The sequence below is a fragment of the Caulobacter sp. BK020 genome, from assembly GCF_004342605.1.
Classification (GTDB): domain Bacteria; phylum Pseudomonadota; class Alphaproteobacteria; order Caulobacterales; family Caulobacteraceae; genus Caulobacter.
The window spans coordinates 75,606-98,290 of record NZ_SLZL01000008.1; the positions used below are offsets into that span (position 1 = coordinate 75,606).

24 protein-coding genes and 1 other RNA gene are annotated in these 22,685 nt (G+C 69.4%); 14 read left to right on the forward strand and 11 right to left on the reverse strand.

The genetic code is table 11. The features are described from left to right. The first annotated feature begins 136 nt into the window (after positions 1-136). A complete protein-coding gene (locus EV278_RS11690) occupies positions 137-391 on the forward strand; it encodes a hypothetical protein (RefSeq protein ID WP_132091163.1) in 255 nt (84 codons plus the stop codon). 607 nt (positions 392-998) lie between these two features. Here the strand turns inward: EV278_RS11690 and EV278_RS11695 are convergent. The 4 genes from EV278_RS11695 to flgB form a co-directional block, all read right to left on the reverse strand. After that, entirely contained in the window at positions 999-1,703 is a 705-nt protein-coding gene (locus EV278_RS11695) for a DUF2185 domain-containing protein (protein ID WP_132091166.1), read from the reverse strand. Positions 1,704-1,771: 68 nt separating this feature from the next. After that, complete coding sequence (gene fliE / locus EV278_RS11700; protein WP_132091169.1) at positions 1,772-2,080, reverse strand: flagellar hook-basal body complex protein FliE; 309 nt, start codon at positions 2,078-2,080, stop codon at positions 1,772-1,774. An 11-nt stretch (positions 2,081-2,091) separates the two neighbouring features. Further along, positions 2,092-2,511, reverse strand: coding sequence for a flagellar basal body rod protein FlgC (gene flgC, locus EV278_RS11705; RefSeq protein ID WP_035073623.1), 420 nt, complete (start codon positions 2,509-2,511; stop codon positions 2,092-2,094). An 11-nt stretch (positions 2,512-2,522) separates the two neighbouring features. After that, the gene (flgB, locus tag EV278_RS11710) at positions 2,523-2,972 is read right to left on the reverse strand and encodes a flagellar basal body rod protein FlgB (RefSeq protein ID WP_132091172.1); all 450 of its coding nucleotides are present in this window, start codon (positions 2,970-2,972) and stop codon (positions 2,523-2,525) included. A 133-nt stretch (positions 2,973-3,105) separates the two neighbouring features. On the opposite strand from flgB, the gene EV278_RS11715 reads away from it, so the two are divergent. From EV278_RS11715 to galA, 4 genes are all read left to right on the forward strand, one after another. Next, positions 3,106-3,426, forward strand: a complete 321-nt coding sequence (locus EV278_RS11715; RefSeq protein ID WP_132091543.1) for a flagellar biosynthetic protein FliO — start codon at positions 3,106-3,108, stop codon at positions 3,424-3,426. Then, positions 3,423-4,226 carry a flagellar type III secretion system pore protein FliP gene (gene fliP, locus EV278_RS11720; RefSeq protein WP_132091546.1) on the forward strand — a complete coding sequence of 268 codons (804 nt, stop codon included), beginning with the start codon at positions 3,423-3,425 and terminating at the stop codon, positions 4,224-4,226. Before EV278_RS11715 ends, fliP begins: the two co-directional genes overlap by 4 nt. A 77-nt stretch (positions 4,227-4,303) precedes the next feature. After that, on the forward strand, positions 4,304-5,215 hold the full coding sequence (locus tag EV278_RS11725) for a ribokinase (protein WP_132091175.1): 912 nt from the start codon (positions 4,304-4,306) through the stop codon (positions 5,213-5,215). Between the two features lie 118 nt (positions 5,216-5,333). Continuing rightward, complete coding sequence (gene galA / locus EV278_RS11730; RefSeq protein ID WP_132091178.1) at positions 5,334-7,790, forward strand: beta-galactosidase GalA; 2,457 nt, start codon at positions 5,334-5,336, stop codon at positions 7,788-7,790. On the opposite strand, the gene EV278_RS11735 is transcribed toward galA, so the two are convergent. From EV278_RS11735 to EV278_RS11750, 4 genes are all read right to left on the reverse strand, one after another. After that, entirely contained in the window at positions 7,787-8,068 is a 282-nt protein-coding gene (locus EV278_RS11735; protein WP_132091181.1) for a DUF5985 family protein, read from the reverse strand. The two genes, galA and EV278_RS11735, sit on opposite strands and share 4 nt — an antisense overlap. Next, complete coding sequence (locus EV278_RS11740) at positions 8,065-8,352, reverse strand: DUF5985 family protein (protein WP_132091184.1); 288 nt, start codon at positions 8,350-8,352, stop codon at positions 8,065-8,067. The genes EV278_RS11735 and EV278_RS11740 overlap by 4 nt, the downstream gene beginning before the upstream one ends. After that, a complete protein-coding gene (locus EV278_RS11745) occupies positions 8,349-8,651 on the reverse strand; it encodes a hypothetical protein (protein WP_132091187.1) in 303 nt (100 codons plus the stop codon). Before EV278_RS11745 ends, EV278_RS11740 begins: the two co-directional genes overlap by 4 nt. Positions 8,652-8,843: 192 nt before the next feature. Next, positions 8,844-9,350, reverse strand: coding sequence for a PAS domain-containing protein (locus EV278_RS11750; RefSeq protein ID WP_132091549.1), 507 nt, complete (start codon positions 9,348-9,350; stop codon positions 8,844-8,846). A 362-nt stretch (positions 9,351-9,712) separates the two neighbouring features. Here EV278_RS11750 and EV278_RS11755 point away from each other — a divergent pair, with 362 nt between their 5' ends. Then, positions 9,713-10,729: a 2-hydroxyacid dehydrogenase gene (locus EV278_RS11755; protein WP_132091190.1), complete on the forward strand. Its 1,017-nt coding sequence runs from the start codon at positions 9,713-9,715 to the stop codon at positions 10,727-10,729. On the opposite strand, the gene EV278_RS11760 is transcribed toward EV278_RS11755, so the two are convergent. The 3 genes from EV278_RS11760 to EV278_RS11770 all read right to left on the reverse strand — a co-directional run bounded on the left by EV278_RS11760 (position 10,726) and on the right by EV278_RS11770 (position 14,198). Beyond that, positions 10,726-11,148, reverse strand: a complete 423-nt coding sequence (locus EV278_RS11760; RefSeq protein ID WP_132091192.1) for a MucR family transcriptional regulator — start codon at positions 11,146-11,148, stop codon at positions 10,726-10,728. The two genes, EV278_RS11755 and EV278_RS11760, sit on opposite strands and share 4 nt — an antisense overlap. A 225-nt stretch (positions 11,149-11,373) precedes the next feature. Continuing rightward, positions 11,374-12,594 carry a DUF2336 domain-containing protein gene (locus EV278_RS11765; RefSeq protein ID WP_132091195.1) on the reverse strand — a complete coding sequence of 407 codons (1,221 nt, stop codon included), beginning with the start codon at positions 12,592-12,594 and terminating at the stop codon, positions 11,374-11,376. A 119-nt stretch (positions 12,595-12,713) separates the two neighbouring features. Further along, the gene (locus EV278_RS11770; RefSeq protein WP_132091198.1) at positions 12,714-14,198 is read right to left on the reverse strand and encodes a methyl-accepting chemotaxis protein; all 1,485 of its coding nucleotides are present in this window, start codon (positions 14,196-14,198) and stop codon (positions 12,714-12,716) included. Positions 14,199-14,396: 198 nt separating this feature from the next. On the opposite strand from EV278_RS11770, the gene rnpB reads away from it, so the two are divergent. The 8 genes from rnpB to mraY all read left to right on the forward strand — a co-directional run bounded on the left by rnpB (position 14,397) and on the right by mraY (position 22,675). Next, an RNA gene (gene rnpB, locus EV278_RS11775) (RNase P RNA component class A) lies at positions 14,397-14,776 on the forward strand. Positions 14,777-15,086: 310 nt separating this feature from the next. Continuing rightward, positions 15,087-15,554 carry a division/cell wall cluster transcriptional repressor MraZ gene (locus EV278_RS11780; protein ID WP_132091201.1) on the forward strand — a complete coding sequence of 156 codons (468 nt, stop codon included), beginning with the start codon at positions 15,087-15,089 and terminating at the stop codon, positions 15,552-15,554. Beyond that, the gene (gene rsmH / locus EV278_RS11785; protein ID WP_132091204.1) at positions 15,551-16,528 is read left to right on the forward strand and encodes a 16S rRNA (cytosine(1402)-N(4))-methyltransferase RsmH; all 978 of its coding nucleotides are present in this window, start codon (positions 15,551-15,553) and stop codon (positions 16,526-16,528) included. The genes EV278_RS11780 and rsmH overlap by 4 nt, the downstream gene beginning before the upstream one ends. Then, positions 16,525-16,971 carry a cell division protein gene (locus EV278_RS11790; protein ID WP_132091207.1) on the forward strand — a complete coding sequence of 149 codons (447 nt, stop codon included), beginning with the start codon at positions 16,525-16,527 and terminating at the stop codon, positions 16,969-16,971. The genes rsmH and EV278_RS11790 overlap by 4 nt, the downstream gene beginning before the upstream one ends. After that, positions 16,968-18,725 carry a penicillin-binding protein 2 gene (locus tag EV278_RS11795; protein ID WP_132091210.1) on the forward strand — a complete coding sequence of 586 codons (1,758 nt, stop codon included), beginning with the start codon at positions 16,968-16,970 and terminating at the stop codon, positions 18,723-18,725. Before EV278_RS11790 ends, EV278_RS11795 begins: the two co-directional genes overlap by 4 nt. Continuing rightward, complete coding sequence (locus tag EV278_RS11800) at positions 18,722-20,179, forward strand: UDP-N-acetylmuramoyl-L-alanyl-D-glutamate--2,6-diaminopimelate ligase (RefSeq protein WP_132091213.1); 1,458 nt, start codon at positions 18,722-18,724, stop codon at positions 20,177-20,179. The genes EV278_RS11795 and EV278_RS11800 overlap by 4 nt, the downstream gene beginning before the upstream one ends. Beyond that, positions 20,172-21,560: a UDP-N-acetylmuramoyl-tripeptide--D-alanyl-D-alanine ligase gene (gene murF, locus EV278_RS11805; protein ID WP_132091216.1), complete on the forward strand. Its 1,389-nt coding sequence runs from the start codon at positions 20,172-20,174 to the stop codon at positions 21,558-21,560. Before EV278_RS11800 ends, murF begins: the two co-directional genes overlap by 8 nt. Continuing rightward, on the forward strand, positions 21,560-22,675 hold the full coding sequence (mraY, locus tag EV278_RS11810) for a phospho-N-acetylmuramoyl-pentapeptide-transferase (protein ID WP_132091219.1): 1,116 nt from the start codon (positions 21,560-21,562) through the stop codon (positions 22,673-22,675). Before murF ends, mraY begins: the two co-directional genes overlap by 1 nt. Positions 22,676-22,685 lie beyond the last annotated feature (10 nt).

Sequence of the window (22,685 nt, forward strand, 5' to 3'; positions counted from 1 at the left end):
AACGCGAACGCCGGGACAGGCTGTCGCAGGGGCGTCCTGTCACAGTCAGCCAGAACGCGCGGCGTGGGAAGCCTAATGCGACAGCTGATTCCCCGCGCGGTTCGCGGCGACGGGAAACGGCTCCCGGAGACCGACCATGACCCTCGATACGCTGGCCCTCGGCCGCCCCTTCGAAGCCCGCGCCACCCCGGCCCAGCAGCGCGCCCGCGCCGACGGCCGCCTGCGCGAGGCCGTCCTGCTGATGGTGCTGCTGAACCTTCTGGTCTGGGGCGGCATGGTCGCCGCGACCCGCGGCCTGATCGACGTCCATCAGCTGGCGGACCAGGCCTGGGCCCTGGGCGCCGGCTGGCTCGCGGCGCTGCCCCAGGTGAGCGTCACGATCTCGCACTGAGGGCGGGTCTCCTCGGACACGGCTTGGCCGCCTCACGCGGACTGCCGCTGAGCTGATGGGAAGGGTGCGAAGCGCCCGGGCCTCGCCCGGAGTAGCTTTGATGTTTTGTACCGTTTCGACGAAGTCTGAGCGCCTCGCGTGGAGCCGTTATCCGGAAGCCTTCGGGTCGCGGATTTTTAACCCGCTCCGATGGAGGCCCCCGACGGGCAGGACGTTGGCGCGTCCTGGACCGCCCGGGCGATTTCAGCCCGGGCCTGCCGCGTCCGCCGATCCCTCGTCGCCTGGGCTTCGTCCTGTGTTGCAAGGAATCCGCCCAGGACCGTCGCGAAGGCTGTCACTCAAGACCACCGGCGAGCGCTTCCCGCTCGACCACCCCCGAAGGCCGCATCGGTCGCCGTACGTGCGCCCTCCCCATGCCTTCAGGTAGGATCAGTATGCGGGCGGTCTGGGAGGGTGAGGACAAGTTTGGGTCGAGAAAGTTTAGGGTGTTGAAATCGCCTGGTTCTATTGGCTAAACGCCGAGGATAAGCGCGCTTCTTCCCTGCGGAAGGGGGGGGCCGACAGCCTCCGGCGCAACACCTAGATCCCGACAGTCCTTCCTACCCGCTCAAGACTCGTCGCCAGTCGAAGGTTCGACGGCAACAAATAACCCGCTTTCCGGGTCCCGCATGAAGGCCGAACCGATGGGTTCGTGCAGCAGATGCAGCCAGCTGTCGTCCTTGTTCAGGACCTTGCCGATCGCGATGTATGTCGGACCCCGGGTCTCGACCTGCGCTTCGTCGAGCCCGGTCAGATCGGCGCGAATCCGCCAACCGCTATCGGGATACCGATCGCCTTCCTGGGCCAGGTCGGGCTCCTCGCGATAGAGATAGCCAACCCGCGCGTCGCCATCGACGACGTGATTGTCGACCATGCAGCGGTCCCACACCTGATGTTCCTCTTCGGGCTCTGGCGCGTTTTCGGGATCGGCCCATTGAACGTCGATCACGTGATGGCGCTGGAACGCGACACGCTGACCGACCTTCAGCTGGGGCATGTCGAAAGGCCTGTTCGCCAGTTCGCCGACCAGCCCGCCGGGCGAGATCTCGACGATCGTCACCCACATGCGCTCGAGGTCCCATTTGCGGCCGGGCGGTTCGCCGCGAAACATCAGCTTGACCAAGTCTCCCGGCGCGAGGGCGCTCAACGTGACTTCGGACGGCAGATGGAACGTATAGGGCGCCTCGCGGGCGACCGGACGCGGATCATCGAGGCTGTAGCGCCCGAAAAACCGGCGGCGCTGGTCGTAGAACCAACCAAGAAGGGAGACCATGCAGACCCGCCAGGTGAAGCCAGGCGCTTGCTAGCAAGCGGCCCGGTCCGCGCCTAGCCGTCCCGTCCCTAGATCGGCATCCGCATGATTTCCTGATACGCCGAGATCACCTGGTCGCGGACGGCCATCACGGTGTCGAGGCTGGCCTCGGCCGAGGAGATGGCGGTGACGACGTCGATCAGCTCGGCCTTGCCGGCCGCCTGCTGGGCCATCTTGGTTTCGGCCGCGCGGGTCTGGTGCAGGGTGTCGGTCATGGCCGACTTCAGCAGGGCGCCGAAGTCCATGGCCTTCTTGGCCTCGCCGGCCCCGCCCAGCGACGGCGTCGCCATCGAGCCCTGGGCGGCGTAGGCCTTGGCGGCCGCGAGCGCGGTGATCATCGCCTAGCCCCTTACTTGCGCAGGATGTCGAGCGTGCGCGCTTCCATGGCGCGCGAGGTCTCGATGACGTTCATGTTGGCTTCGTAGGCGCGCTGCGCCTCCTTCATGTCCAGCGCCTCGACCAGGGTGTCGACATTGGGCAGCTTGACATAGCCCTTGGCGTCGGCGGCCGGGTTGCCGGGGTCGTATTCGGTGCGGAAGTCGCTGCGGTCGGGATCGACCGAGGCCATGGCCACGCCTTCGCCGCCGGCCACCTGGGCGGGCTTGAACACCGGCACCTGGCGGCGATAGGGGTCGCCGCCCGCCGTGCGGGCCGTCGAATTGGCGTTGGCGATGTTCTCGGCGATCACCCGCATGCGGCCCTGCTGGGCCTTCAGGGCGCTGGCGGCGATGGCCATGGTCGCCATGGACTGGGAGCGGATCTCGGTCATCTAGTCTCTCCCTAGCCGCCCGGCCGGCGCGTGGACGTCTTCAGCATGGCCATGGACTTCTGGTAGAAGCCGACGGCGGCGTCGTAGTTCATCCGCGCGTCGGTCATCTTGAGCATCTGGTCCTCGAGCGTCACCGAATTGCCGTCGAGGGTGGTCTCGCTGTCGGCCTGCTCGGGCGAGCGCCACGGGCTGGCCAGCCTGGCCGGGGCCATGTGGGCGGCGCTGGTGGCCATCATCTGGACGCCGTTGGTGGCGGTCGGCGACACCGGTCCGCCGCGGTAGGGCTGGCCCGCCGCCTGCTGGTCCAGCGTCGCCTTGAAGCTGTAGGCCTTCAGGTCGCGCGGCTGGTAGTCCGGCGTGTCGCCGTTGGCGACGTTCTGGGCGATGACCTTCTGCCGCTGGGACAGATAGCCCATGCGGCTCTTCAGCATCGCGAAAAGGGGAATGTCGTCGGGACCCATGCCGCTCATGGTGAAGAAACAGGGTTAATCGGCCATTAAGGACCCTGCGGCACACCAGGGGTGCGGCTCCGCGCCGCGCCCTGCGCTATCCTGTTTCCCGACTCGCTTCCCGTCACTCCTTCCGCCAGGCGTCATGGACATCTTCCTACTGATCCGCGCCGTCGCCGCCCTGGCCATCACCCTGGGCCTGGTCGGACTGGCCGCGGTGGCGCTGCGCAAGTTCGGGCCGGACGCCCTGTCGCGGATCACCGCCCTGCGCAAGGACCGCCGGATGCAGGTGGTCGAGACCCTGGTGCTGGACCCCACCCGGCGCCTGGTGCTGTTCACCCTGGACGGCGAGGAGCGCCTGCTGATGCTGGGCGAGGGCCAGCTTCTGGACTGGGCGCCCGCAAAGCCCAGGAAGCCCCCCGCCCCGAAACCCGCTTCCAAGCCCTCTTCGGAGACCGTGGTCTGATGCGCGGCCTGCTCAAGCTGATCACCGGCGCCGACCCGAAGGACCTTCGCCAGGCCGCGATCATCTCGGTGCTGGCCGGACTGATCACCGTGCTCGGACCCGCCGTGGCCACGGCGCAATCGGCGATCAATGTCGATCTGGGCACCGGCGCGGGCCTGTCCGAGCGCGTGGTCCAGATGGTGGGCCTGCTGACGGTGCTGTCGCTGGCCCCGTCGATCGTGATCATGACCACCTCGTTCGTGCGGATCGTGGTGGTGCTGGGCCTGCTGCGCACCGCGATCGGCGTCCAGCAGAGCCCGCCCAACCCGGTGCTGATCAGCCTGGCGCTGTTCCTGACCGCCATCGTCATGGGCCCGACCTTCGAGCAGTCCTACGACGCCGGGATCAAGCCGCTGCTGGACAAGCAGATCGAGATGCCCGAGGCCTTCGACGCCGCGGCCCAGCCGGTCAAGGTGTTCATGCTGCGCCAGGTCGACCAGGACGACCTGGCCCTGTTCATCCGCCTGTCGAAGATCGAGAAGCCCAAGACCGCGGCCGACACGCCGCTGAAGGTGGTGACGCCGGCCTTCATGATCTCGGAACTGAAGCGCGCCTTCGAGATCGGCTTTCTGCTGTTCATCCCGTTCCTGGTCATCGACCTGGTGGTCGCCAGCGTGCTGATGAGCATGGGCATGATGATGCTGCCGCCGGCGACGGTCAGCCTGCCGTTCAAGCTGATCTTCTTCGTGCTGGTGGACGGCTGGCGGCTGGTCGCCGGCAGTCTGGTCGAGAGCTTCCAGCGTGGAGCTGGCGGCGGCTAGAGCCTTTTCGAGCACAATGGAAACCGGTTCGCGTGAAGACAGCGCGCCAAAAGCAAGCGATCTAGAGAAGAAGAACAATGAGCGTTTTTGTCCTGGGCTCAATCAATCTGGACGCCGTGGCGCGGGTCGACGACCTGCCGCGGCCGGGCGAGACCGTGGCCGGCATCTCGCTGGAGCTGTTTCCCGGCGGCAAGGGCGCCAACCAGGCCGTGGCCGCCGCCCGCTTCGGCGCCCCCACCCGGCTGATGGGCGCGGTAGGCAGGGAAGACAGCGGCCCCAGCCTGAAGACCAAGCTGGCCGGCTATGGCGTGCAGGTTTCCGACGTCGCCGAACTGCCGTCGATCCCGACCGGCCAGGCCCACGTCTGGGTTTCGTCCAGCGGCGAGAACATGATCGTCGTCACCAGCGGGGCCAACGCCACCCTGTCGCCCCAGCACGTGGCCGCCACGCCGCTTGAGGGCCAGCGCGTGCTGCTGTGTCAGCTGGAGACCCCTGCTCCGGCCATCGAGGCGCTGTTCCGGGCTGGCGTCGCCAAGGGCGCCCTGCGGATCCTGAACGCCGCCCCGGCCCTGCCCCAGGGCGCGGCGCTGTTCCCGCTGACCGACATCCTGATCCTGAACCAGACCGAACTGGCCACCTATGCCCGCCTGGATCATGAGCCCTCGCGCCTGGAGGAGGTCAGCCGCGTTGCCCGCAAGCTGATGAGCCGTCCGGACCAGACGGTGATCGTCACGCTCGGCTCGGCCGGCGTGGCCACGGTGCGCCGCGACGAGGCCTTCCTGGTCGAGGGCCGCAAGGTCAAGGCCATCGACACCACCGGAGCCGGCGACTGCTTCTGCGGGGCCCTGGCCGCCTGCCTGAGCACGGGCATGGACCTGCGCGAGGCGGTCGAGCACGCCAACGCCGCCGCCGCCCTGTCGGTCCAGAAGCCCGGCGCCGCCCCGTCCATGCCCAGCCGCCGCGAGGTGGAGCAGGTCCTGGAGGGGTGAGCCTTCGCTGCTGGTAGGACGGGCGTCGCATTCCCTGACGCGGGACGTCGATACGCTCTAGCGCCAGCTCAGAATTATCCTACAAATGGCGCAAACACATCCGACCGGGAGTCGACCCATGCGCCGCCGTGACCTTCTGAAGCTGGGGGCGGTCGCCGCCGTGGGCGTTCCCTCGGCGGCCGCGGCGACCCAGGTCACGACCCAGGCGACCGGCGACGCCGCCGCGACGCCGCCCGCGCCGGGTGCGCTGTCCGGGAAGACCGCGCGCGAGACCATCCTGCTCGACGCCGACTGGCGCTTTCACCACGGCGACATCCCCTTCCCCAAGGTGCGCGGCGACAGCCCGACCTATGACAGCACCAAGGCCGGCGCGGCGGGCGGCGCGGCGGCGATCAAGTACGACGACAGCGGCTGGCGCGCGCTGGACCTGCCGCACGACTTCGTGGTCGAGGGCCCGTTCGATCCCGACGAGAACCCGGCCCAGGGCTACCGGCCCAAGGGCCAGGCCTGGTACCGCAAGACCTTCACCTTGCCGGCCGCCGACCGGGGCAAACAGCTGGAACTGCGGTTCGACGGCGTGGCGGTCAACGCCACCGTCTGGGTCAATGGCGACGTCGTGGCCCACAGCCACAGCGCCTATAGCGCTATCACCGTCGACCTGACCGCCAACGCCCACTACGGCGACACTCCCAACGTCGTCGCCGTCCGTGTCGACGCCGACCCGATCGAAGGCTGGTGGTACGAGGGCGGCGGGATCTACCGCCACGTCTGGCTGGTCAAGCGTCCGCCGGTCCATCTGGTCGCCGACGGCGTCTACGCCCATCCGCGGCGTCGCGAGGACGGCCGCTGGGTGGTGCCGGTCGAGGCCAGCGTCGGCAGCATCGCCGAAACGGCGAAACAGGCGACGGTCGATGTCGTCCTGCTGGACCCCGAGGGTAGACCAGCCGGACAGGCGCGCGTTTCCGGGACCGTGAACGCGCTGGAGACCACGGTGCTGCGCGCCGAGATCCTGGTGGACGCCCCGCGCCTGTGGTCGGTCGACCAGCCCGCGCTCTACAAGGTGCGCACCCGTGTCGCGGCCGACGGCCAGGACGCCGACGAACTGGTGACCCCGGCCGGCTTCCGCACCCAGCGCTTCGACCCGGCCAAGGGCTTCTTCCTCAACGACAAGCCGCTGAAGATCCAGGGCGTCTGCATCCACCAGGACCATGCCGGCCTGGGCGTGGCCATGCCCGACTCGATCATCGAATTTCGCCTGCGTCGCCTGAAGGAACTGGGCTGCAATGCGATCCGCAGCTCGCACAACGCCCCCACCCCCGCCCTGCTGGACGCCGCCGACCGGCTGGGCTTCCTGGTGATGGACGAGAACCGGGTGTTCAACGTCAGCCCCGACTACACCCGGATGCTGTCCTGGCTGGTGCGCCGCGACCGCAACCATCCCAGCGTGATCCTGTGGTCCGTGTTCAACGAGGAGCCGCTGCAGGGCACCGAGGCCGGCTACCAGATGGTTCGCCGCATGGCCAAGATCGTCAAGGACCTGGACGACACCCGGCCGGTCACGGCGGCGATCAACAACGGGATGTTCAACCCGGTCAACGTCACCCAGGCGGTCGACGTTGTGGGCTTCAACTACCAGATCAAGGAATACGACCGCTTCCACGCGGCCCATCCCAACCTGCCCCTGACCAGTTCGGAGGACACCTCGGCGGTGATGACGCGCGGCGAGTGGGTCACCGACATGAAGCGCAACGTCCTGGCGGCCTATGACGACGAGTTCCGCCCCTGGGGCGCCACGCACCGCGCGGCCTGGAAGGCGATCGCCGAGCGGCCCTATCTGGCCGGCGCCTTCGTCTGGACCGGGTTCGACTATCGCGGCGAGCCCCAGCCGTTCACCTGGCCGACCGCCAGTTCGTCGTTCGGGATCATGGATCTCTGCGGCTTCGAGAAGACCGCCTTCTACATTCACCAGTCGCAGTGGGTGCGCGACCGGCCGGTGCTGCACCTGGTCCCGCACTGGAACTGGGCGGGCCGCGAGGGCCAGCCGATCAAGGTGATGGCCTTCACCAACTGCGACACGGTCGCCCTGCGCCTGAACGGCAAGCTGATCTCCGAGCAGAAGAACGACCTCTACGAAGGCCTGACCTGGCAGGTTCCCTACGCACCCGGCCGGCTGGAGGCCGTGGGCATGACCGGCGGCAAGGTGGTGGCCCGCGCCTCGGTCGAGACCACCGACGCGCCCGTGGCCCTGCGCCTGACGCCCGACCGCTCGCCCCTGGCCGGCGACGGGCGCGACGCCGCGCCCATCCGGGTCGAGGCCGTCGACGCCAAGGGACGCCCCGTGCCGACCGCACAGACCCCGGTTCAGTTCGCCATCGAAGGCGGTCGCATCATCGGCCTGGGCAATGGCGACGCCAACAGCCACGAGCCGGAAAAGGGCGACCGCCGAAGCCTCTACAACGGCCTGGCCCAGGTGATCGTGCAGACGACGGCCGGCGCGGCGGGGCCGCTCGTGGTCACCGCCCGGGCCGAGGGCCTGAAGCCGGCCACGGCGCGCATCGCGGTGCGGCCGGGTTAGGCGCCGCGCCGCAGGTTCTTGCCGAGCACGGCCACGATGATCAGCACGAAGGCGGCCAGGCGGAACAGGTAGATGCCGCCACGCTCCTCGTGCGGCGTGCCCAGCAGCACCGGCAGGGCGTTGCCCACGGCCAGCAGGCCGAAGGCGGCCGCGAAGGCCAGGAACAGCCGATCGCGCGTGCGCCGCCAGAACTTCAGGAAGAACAGGCCGGCGATCAGGAACCCCGTGGCCAGGGCCCCGGCGATCAGACCCTCGACGGGGGTGATGGGGACGCTCATTCGTCCACCTCCCAGATGAAGCCGTACAGCAGCGTGGCGATGGCCAGGCCGGCGCTGGCCTGGCGGTAGGGCAGCAGGTTGACCTGGGTGAAGACCACCAGGTCGGCCACCAACAGCAGGTTGTTCAGGGCCAGGAAGCCGAAACTGATCGCGGTCCACAGCAGCAGGCGCGAGCGGCTGGCGCGCCAGGCCCGGGTCAGCAGGCCCGCGCAGGTCATGCTGGCCAGCATGCAGAGGACGTAGACCACCGTCGGCGCCAGGCCGGTGATGGGGAGGCCGCTCATTGGTCTTTCCCCTTGAACTTGAAGGCGTCGGCCAGCGACTGCAGGCGCTCGGCCGGCGCCGAAATCCAGCGGATCACCGTGACGGGCTTGGCGCGGTAGGCGGCGTCCAGGTCGTCGCAGACCTGGGCCAGGACGGCGGCGGCGGGCTGGTAGCGAAAGCAGCCGCGTTCGTCGGCCACCACCAGGCCCGCGCTCTCGAAGGCGGTCAGGTTGTCGCTGACCAGGCTGTGGCTGGCTCGCAGGTCACCGACCAGCTCCTCCACGGTCCAGCAGCGCTCCGGATCATGCTTGAGTCGCAACAATAGCTCCAGCGCCCAGACCGAACGTACGTGTTCGCGAATGAACTGAAAGACGTCGCGGTCGACGGTCACCCGGCCCCAGCCTCAAAACCCTCGGCTCCGCAACCTCGGAACCCCGGCGGACAATAGGCGGCAAGACCGTCGGAGCAAGCTTGGCCATGAAAATCGCGACGCAGGGCGCTCGCGGCGGGATCAGGCGGCGCGGATGCCGCTGTGCTGGTCGGCGGCCTGGGCCCCGACCACCGCGTCGTAGCCCAGGATCATGTCGACGTCCCGGCCGTTGCTGGCCAGGGGCAGGCGCAGCCACAGGATCGACATGTGCGGCGAGCCCTTCCAGGCCAGGCTATGCACGCCCACGCCCGGCCGGCGCTCGTTGACCACCTTGTCCAGTTCGCGGCGCCAGTACTCGACCGCGGCGCTGTTGTAGACGTCTTCCAGGGTGCGGCCGGTGATCTCGCGGCCATAGACCGAATAGAGCCCGGTGCCGGCCAGCCGCAGGCGGTAGTCGATGGCGCCTTCGGAACCGCGCTTGACGTCGGTCAGGCTGACGGTCGGCAGCATGCGCTTGATGCCGGAAGGGTGCAGGTCGACGCGCGACGGGAGGCTAGCCCCCCGACGGAGGGACGCCCAGTAGGCGAACATCTCCTGGTGAGCGCGGGCCGCCGTGGCCGATGCGCTCAGCTGCGCGTTCATCTTCAGATTCCTTAACAAGCCGTTGGAATCACGACGATTCACTATGTCTTAAGGACCGAATCGCCGCCAGCGAAAATCGCGCCCTACAGCCAAGTTTGTTGATATGAGTCAATCCGCAAACGCTACGTTCGAGGCAAAATCAGGCCGTTAAAAAGCCGGCGCGAACGGCGCAAGCGATTGTTTGAGTTAGGGTTAATGAACGCTCAGACTCACTTCGTCGGCGTCGCCGGAACGATCTGTGACTCCGGTTTCGGCCCCGGCGTCTGCTCCGCTTTCGGCGCGCCGAGACAGTCAATTGAGGCCCCCATCTTGCGTGACACGACCATCCACTGCCCCCCAATCCTAGCGGTCGCCCGTTGAGCGCGGCCATGCGCGTGGCCGTCTTCTCGACCAAGGCCTACGACCGCCGCTTTCTGGACGCGGCCAATCGCGACTTCGGCCATCGGCTGGACTATTTCGAGGCCCGGCTCGACGCCAGCACCGCGGCTTTGGCCGAGGGCTATCCGGCCGTCTGCGCCTTCGTGAACGATCGCGTCGACGCCGCGGTCCTGGAGGCGCTGGCCAGCGGCGGGACCCGGCTCGTGGCCCTGCGCTGCGCCGGATACAACAATGTGGACCTGGAAGCAGCGGAGCGCCTGGACGTCGCCGTCGTCCGGGTTCCGGCCTATTCGCCCGAGGCGGTGGCCGAGTTCACGATCGGCCTGATCCTGGCGCTCGACCGCAACATCCCCCGGGCCTGGAACCGGGTTCGCGAGAACAACTTCGCCCTGGACGGCCTGATCGGGCGCAATCTCTCCGGCCGCAAGGCCGGGGTGGTCGGCACGGGCCGCATCGGCGCCCTGGTCGCCCGCGCCCTGCGACTGGGCTTTGGCTGCGAGGTGCTGGCCAGCGACCTGGTCGAGGCCCCCGAGCTGATCGCGATCGGGGTGCGCTACGCCCCCGTCGACGACCTGCTGCGAGAGGTCGACCTGGTCACCCTGCACTGCCCGCTGACGCCGCAGACCCGGCATCTGATCGACAGGGGTCGCCTGGCCGCCGCGCGCCCGGGCGTGATGATCATCAACACCAGTCGCGGGGCGCTGATCGACACGGCCGCGCTGATCGAAGGCCTGAAGTCACGCCAGGTCGGCGGCGTCGCCCTGGACGTCTACGAACAGGAAGCCGACCTGTTCTTCGAGGACCTCTCCAACGAGATCGTCCAGGACGATGTCTTTCAGCGCCTGCTGACCTTCCCCAACGTGCTGATCACGGGGCATCAGGCCTTCCTGACCGAAGAGGCGCTGGCGGCGATCGCCGAAACCACCCTGGCCAGCATCGCCGAAGCCGAGGCTGGCGCGCCCCTGACCCGCCTGGTTACGGCCCGCCAGGTCAGGGCTCAGGCCTAGCCGCCGCGGCCCCGACGGGTCGGCTTCCGGCCGCCCTGGCCCAGGCCCATCTGCTTGGCCAGGTCGGAGCGCGCCTGGGCGTAGTTCGGCGCCACCATCGGATAGTCCTTCGGCAGGTCCCAGCGGGCGCGATACTGTTCCGGGCTCAGGTCGTACTTGGTGCGCAGGTGGCGCTTCAGCGACTTGAACTTGCGGCCGTCCTCCAGGCAGATCAGGTAGTCCGGCGTGATCGACCGGCGGATAGACACGGCCGGCTCGCGGCTGGCCTCGCCGGCCTCGGCCGGAGCCCCCACCGTCGAAAGCGCCTGGTGCACGCTGCGGATCAGGGCCGGCACGTCGGCCGCCGCGATGGTGTTGCCGCCGACATAGGCGGCCACAAGGCTGGCCGTGACTTCAATAAGCTCGGACTGCTGGTCCATTTCTTGTCGCTCCCCCGACTCGTACTGGTCCGATAGGAACCAATTCTTTTTTGGATAGCAGATTATTGCATTTCCGCAACATAGACGTGCGAATAACGACCGCCAGACGCAGCCATGAACTGTCATCGCCGCCGCGACATACAGCCTTCAGTTGATTGAAATCTCTATCTTGGACGCGACCTCGTCCGACAATATTCGTCGAACACACTCGGCGACTGAGCGAAGCTAGCGCCCGAAGTCCCTGGAGAGCGCCAGCATGGCGGCGCGCTGCGGCACCGAATATTCGTCCACGGCGGCCTCGTCGCCCTCGCGGATGGCCTTCAGCAAGGCCGGGGTCATGGCCGAGGACAGCGACCAGTTCCAGTAGCGCAGCATGGTCTGGGCGCGGTCGACAGCGATGGTGTCAAAGGCGGTCAGCACGCGCTCCAGGCCCGGCGTCAGGGCGCCGGAGGCGTCGGTCTCGGGCCGGCGAAGGCTGCGCCACAAGGCCCGCACGGCGCCGCGCGGCAGGCCGGTGGCCTTGCACAGGATCGCCAGGGGCTCGCCGCCGGCGTCGGTGAAGATCTTGGCCCCGGTCATCGGCTTCAGCCCGGACAGGTAGGAGATCTCCTCGGCCGTCTCGCGGGTCATGCCGTCCTGGGCCGCGGCGATGGCGTCCTCAAGACTGTCGTAGGGACTCTTGGCGATGGCGGCGCGATTTCGCTGACGCCGTTCGATGAACTGCAGCGCCTTGCGTGACAGCGGGTCCTGCCAGCCCTCGGCTGAGGCCAGAGGGAACACATCGCCGACCGCGTCCTGCAGGATCTCGCGCGACACGGCGAAGCGCTGCAGGATCGTGCGCCGCGCCTCGGCGTCCGACCACCAGAACATCACATAGGCGTGGCTCGGCCGCAGCTCGGCGCGCTTGAGCAGCAGCGGGATCAGCTGCGGATTGTCGCGCGAGGACGCGACGATGTTCTCCAGGCCCTGGTGGCTGAAGCGCACCAGCTCGTTTCTGAGCAGCGCCTCGATGACCGGCGTCTCGTCCATGTCGACCAGGGCGTCGGCCACCACCTCGCTGACGCCGCGGCGCTGGGCGATCAGGCGACGATGGTCCTGGGTGCTGTTGTAGAGGCAGCTGATCAGGTCGGCGTCGCTGAGATTGGGCGAATGCTCCAGCAGGGCCCGGGCCACCGGCAGCTCGTCGCGCAGCAGCAGGCGCACCAGCACCCCGGGCATCTCGGTCAGGTTGGCCAGGCGCCGGGCCACCTTCTCGCGCTCTTCCACCACCGCGTCGCGCAGCATCTCGACCAGCAGGTCGGCGGTCATGGCGCGCTCGAAGGCGTTGATGCGGCTGGCGGGCAGGCAGACCACGTCGGCCAGCCGCTTGAGCAAGGCGGCGCGCGAGCGCGGGATCGCGGCCGGTTCGGGCTTCGGGCTGGCGAAGGGCGCGGTGAAATCGTTCATGGTCGTCCTGACGGCGATCCGTCGTTCTCCAGCCTAGACCCGGACGCCGTTAACGTCCCATGAGCGGCCCGGAACGGGACAGTGCGCCGCTTCGCCCCGCTCCGCCACCGGCCGGGCGGTCAGCGCCACTGGCCGGGGCGCGAGCGCGGTTCAATCTTCAGGGCGTTGGCGCCCTGCACATAGCGCTCGCGGAAGGCGTCGCGGCGCGGCGCGGCCGGCATCTCGCGGCGCTGGTCCTGGCGCGGACGGTATTCGTGAACCTGGGCGCCGACCTGGAAGCCGCCCAGCAGGCTCTCCAGCTCCTCGGCCTCGGCGGCCAGGGCGCTGGCGGCGGCGGCCGACTGCTCGACCATGGCCCCGTTCTGGTGGATTTCCTGGCCCATCTGGCTGACCGCGGCGTTAACCTCGGCCAGGCCGCCCGCCTGGGCCTTGGACGAGGCGGCGATCTCGCCGACCAGGTCGTTGATCTCGATCACCTGGCCCAGGATCTGGTCCAGGGTCTGGCCGGTCTCGCCGACCAGCTTGACGCCCTTGTCGACCTGCTCGCTCGAGGCCCGGATCAGGCCCTTGATCTCCTTGGCCGCGTCGGCCGAGCGCTGGGCCAGGGCCCGGACTTCCTGGGCGACGACGGCGAAGCCGCGGCCCGCGTCGCCGGCGCGAGCCGCTTCGACCCCGGCGTTCAGGGCCAGGAGATTGGTCTGGAAGGCGATCTCGTCGATCACGCCGATGATCTGGGTGATCGACTGCGAGGACTTCTCGATGCCGCCCATGGCCTCGACGGCCTCGCGCACCACCTGGCCGCTCTTCTCGGCGTTGGCCTTGGCGCTCTGGGTCACGCCCCGCGCCTTCTCGGCGTTTTCGGCGCTGGTCTTCACCGTGGCGGTGATCTGGTCGAGGGCGGCGGCGGTGCGCTCCAGGCCGGCCGACTGGCGCTCGGTGCGCTGGGCCAGGTCGTCGGCGGCCGCCGAGATGTCGCTGCAGCCGGCCCGCAGGCCGCGGGCCGCGCCCAGGACGCCGGCCAGGGCCTGCTGCAGGTTGTCGACGGCGGCGTTGAAGTCGCTGGGGATCTTGCGGGCCTCGGCCGGGAAGGCGTCTTCGCGCAGGCGCGAGATCATGTCGCCGCCGGCCAGCTTCTCGACGCCCTGGCCCAGAGCGTTGACGGCGGTCAGCTGGGCGCGGGCGTAGGTCTCGACCTCCTGCAGGCGCCGGCGTTGTTCCGCCTCGGCGGCGGCGCGCTCGGCGTCCTGGGCGGCGCGGGCCGCCTGGTCGTCGGCCAGCCGGCGCTGGACGCCGTCCAGGCCCTTGGCCAAAGCGCGAACCTGCGCGTCGTCGGTGTCGGGCGAGGCCAGCGGCCGGTCGTATTGGCCCGCGCCCAGGGCGTCGACCGACCGGCCCAGGCCGTCCAGGGCGCGGCGCGTGGCGTCGTTCCAGGCCAGCAGGCCGAGGACCAGGGTCGCCACCAGGGTGGCCAGGCCCGCCATGCTGAACGACGAGACCAGGCCCGGCCCGCCGAACGCCGCCCAGCCCAGCTGGCCCAGGCCCGCCAGCAGGCCGAGGACGACGATCAGCCTCCAGCCGAGAGGCAGCCGATTGAACCCGCTCATCTACGAATCTCCGCGGCCCAGCTAGGCCGTCTCCGAGACATGGCGACTGAGTCCTAACGCCTCATTAACCATACCGGCGCCGCGACATTTTGACGGGGGACAAGGGGCGCAAACCGCCCTCTTGGCCACCAATGCGCCAGGCGCTCCGTACACCCATCGCTTGACCCCGCGCCCCGTGGGCGTCACTTAGGCCCTGGACCAGATGGTCGGGCGGTCGCGGCATCCTTGGATGTCGAGGAAAGTCCGGGCTCCACGGTGACAAGGCGGCGGGTAACGCCCGCCGGGAGCGATCCCAGGGATAGCGCCACAGAAAGCAAACCTCCTCCCTTCGGGGCGGGAAGGGTGAAAGGGTGGGGTAAGAGCCCACCGCGGACCTGGCAACAGGGACGGCATGGCAAGCCCCGCCTGGAGCAAGACCGAATAGGGACCCCGCGCCGGCCTCGCGTCGGATAGGCCGTCACTGGCCGAGAGGGTCCGGGTAGGTCGCGAGAACCGTCCAGCGATGGGCGGTCCAGAGGAATGGCCGTCTCGCATCTTCGGATGTCAGACAGAACCCGGCTTACAGACCATCTGGTCCATTTCGCCCCCACCAGACCGGGTGGAAAATGGGCTTCAGCTCCACCCTTCCCCACGACGCCGGTAGCCTGACCACGGTCGCCCTTGCCGGCAAGGCGTTGCGCAGAGTCTAACCCTCCGAATTATTAACAAGTTCTATGTATGTTCTGTGGATAGATTCACGAGCTCTGTGAAAGAGCTTCCAGACACCTTTGTTTTAGCGGTCAAACGGCCGTTGGTGTCATTGTATCCCAATCAATCCCATGTTAACCCATCTGCTGTCGGGGCGATCGCGGCAGGCGTCCCGTGGCGGGCTTTAACAGGGGTAGCGAGGTGTTTCTCTCGACGTTCGAGAAGCAGCTGGACAGCAAGCGGCGCATCGTCGTGCCGCAGGACTTCCGCGCCGCGCTCTCGGGTCCGTTCGACGGAATCTTCTGCTTCCCCTCCATCGAGGCCGACTGCCTGGAAGCGGGCGGAAAGGCCCTGTTCGACCGCTATCAAGGCGTGATTGACGAGTTGCCGTTCGGTGATCCGCTGCGCTCGGCGCTGGAGACCAGCGTGCTGGGCGGCATGGCGCGGCTGTCGTTCGACACCGCCGGCCGGATCACCCTGCCCGACACCCTGTGCGAGATGTTCGGCCTGACCGACTGGGTCGCGGTGGTCGGCTTGGGTGAGCGGTTTCAGATCTGGTCGCGCGAGGCCTTCCAAGCCCATCGCGCCGCCCAGCGCGAACTGGCCCGCGACGGCCTGGCCGCCCTGCGCGCCCAGCAGCGCGTCGCCCGGATCGGGGGTGCGGCATGACCGACCTCGAAACCCTGCCGGAAGCCGACGCGCCGCACGTCTCGGTCCTGCTCGACGAGGTGGTCTCGGCCTTGGCCGCTGGACCTGGCGACATCGTCGTGGACGGCACCTTCGGGGCCGGCGGCTACACCCGCGCCATCCTGGCGACCGGGGCGTCAGTGGTCGCTTTCGACCGCGACCCGACGGTCCAGCGCTTCGCCGCCGAGTTTTCCGCGACGGCCAATTCTGCGGCGGATAGCCGCTTTCGGCTGATTCAGGACCGTTTCTCGCAAATCACCGCGTATCTGGAGGATGCGTCGGTGGACGGCGTGACCCTGGATCTTGGCGTGTCTTCCATGCAGCTCGACGAGGCTGAGCGCGGCTTTTCCTTCATGCGCGACGGTCCGCTGGACATGCGCATGGGCGCCGACGGCCCCACCGCCGCCGACCTGGTCAACGCGCTGGACCCAGTCGAACTGGCCCGCATCCTCTATGTCTATGGCGAGGAGCACGCCTCGCGCCGCATCGCCAGCTTCATCGTCAAGCGCCGGGCCGAGCGGCCGTTCACCCGCACCCTGGATCTGGCCGCCGTGATCGAGCGCGCCCTGGGCGGCCGCAAGGGCGCCAAGGTCCACCCCGCGACCCGCTCGTTCCAGGGCCTGCGGATCGCGGTCAACGCCGAGCTGGAGGAGCTGGAGGCCGGTCTGGCCGCCGCCGAGCGCGTGCTCAAGCCGGGCGGGCGCCTGGCGGTGGTCACCTTCCATTCGCTGGAAGACCGCATCGTCAAGACTTTCCTGGCCGAGCGAGCCGGCCGCACCCCAGGCGGGTCGCGCCACGCGCCGCCGGTCGAGGCCGGCGCGCCGCCGAGCTTCCAGCTGGTGTCGTCCAAGGCAATCGCGCCGGGCGAGGCTGAGCTGGCCGCCAACCCGCGCGCCCGGTCCTCCAAGCTGCGCGCCGCCGTGCGCACCCAAGCTCCGGTCTGGAGCGCCGCATGAGCCTGTCGCGCCTCTTCGACCGCCGCGTGCGGGGCTTCCGGGTCGTCGAGCTGGTCTGCCTGACCATCCTGCTGGTGCTGGTGCTGGGCGTCTACATGGCCAAGACCTTCGCCGGCCGCGAGCGGGCCCAGATCGCCGAGGTCGAGCGCCAGATCGAGGACGAGAAGGTGCGCGTGCGCCTGCTCAAGGCCGAGGTCGCCTATCTGGAGCAGCCGCGCCGCATCGAGCAGCTGGCCCAGCAGCTGCAGCTGGCGCCGATCAAGCCCGAGCACGAGACCACCGAGGACGCCCTGATCGACGTGGCGCGCCACGCCCCCGCCGCCCACGCCCCGGCCTCGCCGACGGCGGCGGCCAACACCGACGCGGCGGCCGCCGACGCGCCGGAGTCCACGCCCGACGACTATCCGTCGCCCGAGCAGGCTTCCGGGGAGGCGCCGCGATGAGCCTGGCCAATCTCGCCCCTGGCGGCGCGCCCGCGGCCTGGCGCTGGCTGATCGAACGGGTCTGGCGGCTGGAGCACGCCTTCGAGCGCTCGCGCGCCGCCGCGCGGCCCGAGGACGACACCCGCATCCGCATCTTCTTCGTCATGGCCATCTTCGGCCTGGCCTTCACCGTGCTGGCCCTGGGCGCCACCTGGGCGGCGGTGTTCTCCAAGGTCGGCGGCAACGGCTACCTGGCCTCGACCGACGGGGCGCGAGGCGACCTGGTCGACCGCAACGGCCAGCTGCTGGCCGTCGACCTGACCCACTACGCCCTCTACATCAATCCCAAGGACGTTTGGGACGCCAAGGCCACGCGCAAGGCCCTGGCCAAGGCCCTGCCCCAGGTGCCGGCCAAGCGCCTGGACCAGGTGGTGTTCGCCGATCGCCGCGGCTTCCTGGTCGGCGGCATGACCCCGGCCGAGAAGGACGCCGTCTTCGACCTGGGCCTGCCCGGCGTCGAGTTCGAGGAACAGGCCGCCCGGGTCTATCCGCTGGGGGCCAGCGCCGCCCACTTCATCGGCTTCGTCGACAAGGGCGGCAAGGGCCTGTCCGGCGCCGAGAAGGCCCTGGACAAGCCGGTGCGCGAGGCCGCCGCCAAGGGGCCGGACGGCGCGATCCCGCTGTCGATCGACCTGCGCGTCCAGGCCGCCCTGGAAGACGAGGTCCGCAAGGCCGCCATCGAGTTCCAGGCCAAGGGCGCGGTGGGTCTGGTGACCAACGTCCATACCGGGGAGATCCTCGGCATGACCAGCTTCCCCGACTACGACCCCAACCGGCTGGACCAGGCCTCGGCCGAGCAGATGACCAACCACGCCGCGGCGTCGGTCTACGAGATGGGTTCGACCTTCAAGGCCTTCACCGTGGCCATCGGCCTGGACACCGGCGCGGCGACCCCAGCCTCCACCTTCGACGCCCGCGAGCCGTTCAAGCTGGGCTACCGGACCATCCACGACTTCCACGCCGCCCGAAAGATCCTGACCCTGGTGGAGGTGTTCCAGCACTCGTCCAACATCGGCACCGCCATGCTGGCCGAGCGGATCGGCGGCGAGCGCCTGAGCCGCTACTTCAACGCCCTGGGCCTGACCCGGCCGGCCAAGGTGGAACTGCTGGAGTCGGCCCGCCCGCTGACCCCCAAGAAGTGGGACGACGACGCCGTGGCCTCCACCTCGTTCGGCCACGGCATCAACGTCTCGCCCCTGGCCCTGGCCCAGGCGATGGGCGCACTGCTGAACGGCGGCACGCTGCAGCCGCTGACCATCCACAAGCTGCCCCAGGGCGTGCGTCCGGACGCACCCCGCGCGATCTCGGAGGAGACCTCCCAGCAGATGCTGCAGATCATGCGCGCCAACGTCACCGGCGGCAGCGGCAAGTCGGCCAACATCCCGGGCCTGTCGGTGGGCGGCAAGACCGGCACTGGCGAGAAGTACGATCCGGCCATTCGCGGCTACAACCACCAGCGCCAGGTCTCGTCGTTCGCGGCGGTGTTCCCGACGGAAGGGCCGATCGAGGCCGACCGCTATTTCGTGCTTGTGCTGCTGGACGAGCCCAAGGGCAACGCCAAGACCTCAGGCTTCTCGACCGGCGGCTGGGTGGCCGCGCCGGCCGCCGGCCGGGTCATCGACCGCATCGCCCCGTTCCTCGGCGTCCGCCGCCAGACCGACATCTTCACCGTGGCCGCCCAGCAGCCGAAAGCCGCACCGGAGGCGGGACTTTGAGCAAGACGCTTTCGCAGATCCTGAACCGGCCCTGCGCGGTCGATCCCGTGATCACCGGGGTCACCGCCGACAGCCGCAAGGTGCGTGAAGGGTTCCTGTTCGCCGCCCTGCCCGGCAGCAAGGTCGACGGCCGCACGTTCATTCCGGGGGCGATCGTTTCCGGCGCGGCCGCCGTGCTGGCGCCGGACGACGTCGAGGGCCTGCCGGTCCCGGTGGTCCACGCCGGCGACCTGCGCCGCGCCTACGCCCTGGCCGCCGCCCAGTTCTGGGGCGAACAGCCCGGGACCTGCGTGGCGGTGACCGGCACCAACGGCAAGACCTCGGTCGCCGGCTTCTGCCGCCAGATCTACGCCCGGCTGGGCCGCAAGGCCGCCAGCATGGGCACCCTGGGCGTGGTGGTCAGCCAGGCCGGCCAGCCGGACCGGCAGCTGACCCCGCCGGGCCTGACCACGCCCGACGCCGCCGACGTCGCCGAGATGATGGCCCGCCTGGCCGCCGAGGGCGTCACCCACCTGGCGGTCGAGGCCTCGTCGCACGGTATCGACCAGCGCCGCCTGGACGGGGTCCGCCTGGCCGCCGCCGGCTTCACCAACTTCACCCAGGACCACCTGGACTATCACGGCACCATGGGTTGCTATCGCGCGGCCAAGCTGCGGCTGTTCGAGACCCTGCTGCCGCGGGCCCGCACCGCCGTCCTGAACGCCGACAGCGACGCCTTCCCCGCCTTCGCCTCGGCCGCCGTCACCTCCGGCCAGACCGTGCTGACCGTCGGCCACGAGGGACAGGGACTGAAGCTGGTCGAGCGCATCCCCGTGCCGCAGGGCCAGCGCCTGAGGATCGCCGCCCAGGGCCGCGAGTTCGAGGTGCTGCTGCCGCTGGCCGGCGACTTCCAGGCCTCGAACGTGCTGGTCGCCGCCGGCCTGTGCGTCGCCACCGGCGAGGACCTGGAGGCGGTGATCGCCGCCCTGGCCACCCTCGAAGGCGCGGCGGGCCGGCTGCAGCGGGTCGGAACCGGCGCGCGCGGCGGCGAGGCCTATGTCGACTACGCCCACACCCCCGACGGGCTGGAGACGGTGCTGGCCGCCCTGCGCCCCCACACCCGCGGCAAGCTGATCGTGGTGTTCGGGGCCGGCGGCGACCGCGACCGCGGCAAGCGGCCCCTGATGGGCGAGATCGCCGCTCGCCTGGCCGACGTGGCCATCGTCACCGACGACAATCCCCGCTCGGAAGAGCCCGCCGCGATCCGCGCCGCGATCCTGGCCGCCGCGCCCGGGGCCAAGGAATATGGCGACCGCCGCGAGGCCATCCGGGCCGGCGCGGCCCTGCTGGCCGACGGCGACGTGCTGGTGGTGGCCGGCAAGGGCCACGAGCAGGGCCAGCTGGTGGCCGGCGTCAACCATCCGTTCGACGACGTGACCGAGACCGCCCAGGCGCTGGAGGCAGTCCATGCGTGAAATCCTCTGGACCGCCGACGAGATCGCCGCCGCCACCGGCGGCCAGGTGCTGGCCGACTTCGAGGCCACCGGCGTGTCGATCGACAGCCGCAGCCTCGAGCCCGGCGACCTGTTCGTGGCCCTGACCGGCGCCCGCGACGGCCATGAGTTCGTCGTCCAGACCGCCGACAAGGGCGCGGCCGGGGCGCTGATCTCCAGGCCTGTCGCCATCCCGGCCGTGCTGGTCGAGGACACCTTCCGCGGCTTGGAGCGCCTGGGCGTCGCCGCCCGCGAGCGCGCGCCCCAGACCCGGCGCGGCGCGGTGACCGGCTCGGTCGGCAAGACCAGCGTCACCCGCGCCGTCGAGGCCGGCCTGCGCCGCGCCGGCAAGGCCCACGCCTCGATCAAGTCCTACAACAACCACATCGGCGTGCCCCTGACCCTGGCGCGGATGCCGCGCGACACCCAGCGGGCGGTGTTCGAGGTCGGCATGAACCACGCCGACGAGATCACCCCGCTGTCGGGCTTCATCCGTCCGCACGCCGTGGCCATCACCACCGTCGGCCCGGTCCATTTGGAGAACTTCGCCGACGGCGAGGAGGGCGTGGCCCGGGCCAAGGCCGAGATCTTCGCCGGCCTGGAGCCGAACGGCGTGGCCGTGCTGAACGCCGACAATCCGTGGTTCGGCCTGCTGAAGGCCGAGGCCGAGAAGGCCGGCGCCCAGGTCTGGAGCTTCGGCACGGGCGAAGGCGTCACCGCCCAGCTGACCGTATTCGCCTCCGGCCCCGCCGGCGCCCAGGTCACCGCCGTGGTGCGCGGCGAAACCATCCACTTTCCGATCCTGCAGACCGGCGTGCACTGGGGCCTCAACAGCCTGTGCGTGCTGCTGATGCTGGAAGCCCTGGACGTCGACCGCGAGACCGCCCTGGCCGCCCTGGCCGAGTTCGAGCCCATCGAGGGCCGCGGCGCCGAGCGCGTGGTCAGGATCCCCGGCGGGACCTTCACCCTGGTCGACGAGAGCTACAACGCCAATCCGGTGTCGATGCAGGCCGCCCTGAAAACCCTGGGCGCCCGCGACGTGGCGGGCCGCCGAATCGTCGTTCTCACCGACATGCTGGAGCTGGGCCCCCAAAGCGCCCGATTCCACGGCGATCTAGCCGATCCGATCGCGGCCGCCGGCATCGACCTGGTGTTCTGCGCCGGACCGTTAATGAAATCTTTATGGGAAGCGCTTCCGCCGACTCGGCGAGGCGCGTACGCCCAAAGCGCCGCCGAACTCGCGCCCCAGGTCGCTTCGGCGATGCGGGCGGGCGATGTGGTGATGGTGAAGGGATCGAACGGATCGAAGGCGGGGGCCGTGGCCGCCGCCCTGGGCGCGCTCGACCTCGAAGGACAGGACTGATGCTGTATTTCCTCTACGAGTGGCTGTCGCGCGGCGGACACGAGCACGTCCCGGTCCTCAACCTGCTGAAATACCTGACCTTCCGCACCGGCATGTCGATGCTGACCGCCTATATCGTGGCCGTCGCCATGGGCTCGCGCTTCATCCGCTGGATGAAGGCCAAGCAGGGCAAGGGCCAGCCGATCCGCACCGACGGCATCGCCCGCCACGTCACCGAGAAGGCCGGCACCCCTACCATGGGCGGCTTCATGATCCTGGCCGGCCTGTTCGTCGGCTCGCTGCTGTTCGGCGACCTCAAGAACGTCCACGTCTGGGTGGTGCTGGGCATCACCGCCGCCTTCGGCGTGCTGGGCTTCATGGACGACTACGCCAAGGTCACCAAGCAGACGACCGCCGGCCTCTCCAGCGGCCAGAAGCTGGTCGCCCAGTTCATCGTCTCGATCCTGGCCGCGGTGGCGCTGATCCTCTTCGCGCCGCAGTCGCCGACCACGCCGGGCCTGGAGACCTCGGTGGTCTTCCCGATCCTGAAGAACCTGGTGATCAACCTCGGCTGGTTCTACGTGGCCTTCGCCGCGGTGACGATCGCCGGCTTCTCCAACGCCGTGAACCTGACCGATGGCCTGGACGGCCTGGCCATCGTGCCGGTGATGTTCGCCGCCTCGACCTTCGGCCTGATCGCCTACCTGGTCGGCAACGTGAAGTTCGCCGACTATCTGAACCTGCACTACGTGCCCAGCGTCGGCGAGCTGGCGGTGCTGTGCGGCGCGATCATCGGCGGCGGCATGGGCTTCCTCTGGTACAACGCCCCGCCGGCCAAGATCTTCATGGGCGACACCGGCTCGCTGGCCCTGGGCGGGGCCCTGGGCTCGATCGCCGTCTGCGCCAAGCACGAGATCGTTTTGGGCATCGTCGGCGGCCTGTTCGTGGCCGAGGCGCTGTCCGTGATGATCCAGGTCGCCTACTTCAAGAAGACCGGCAAGCGCATCTTCCTGATGGCGCCGATACACCACCATTTCGAGAAGCTCGGTTGGGCCGAGAGCACCGTTGTCGTCCGCTTCTGGATCGTGGCGATGATGCTCAGCTTCGTCGGCCTCGCCACCCTGAAGCTGAGATAGGAAGGGGCGC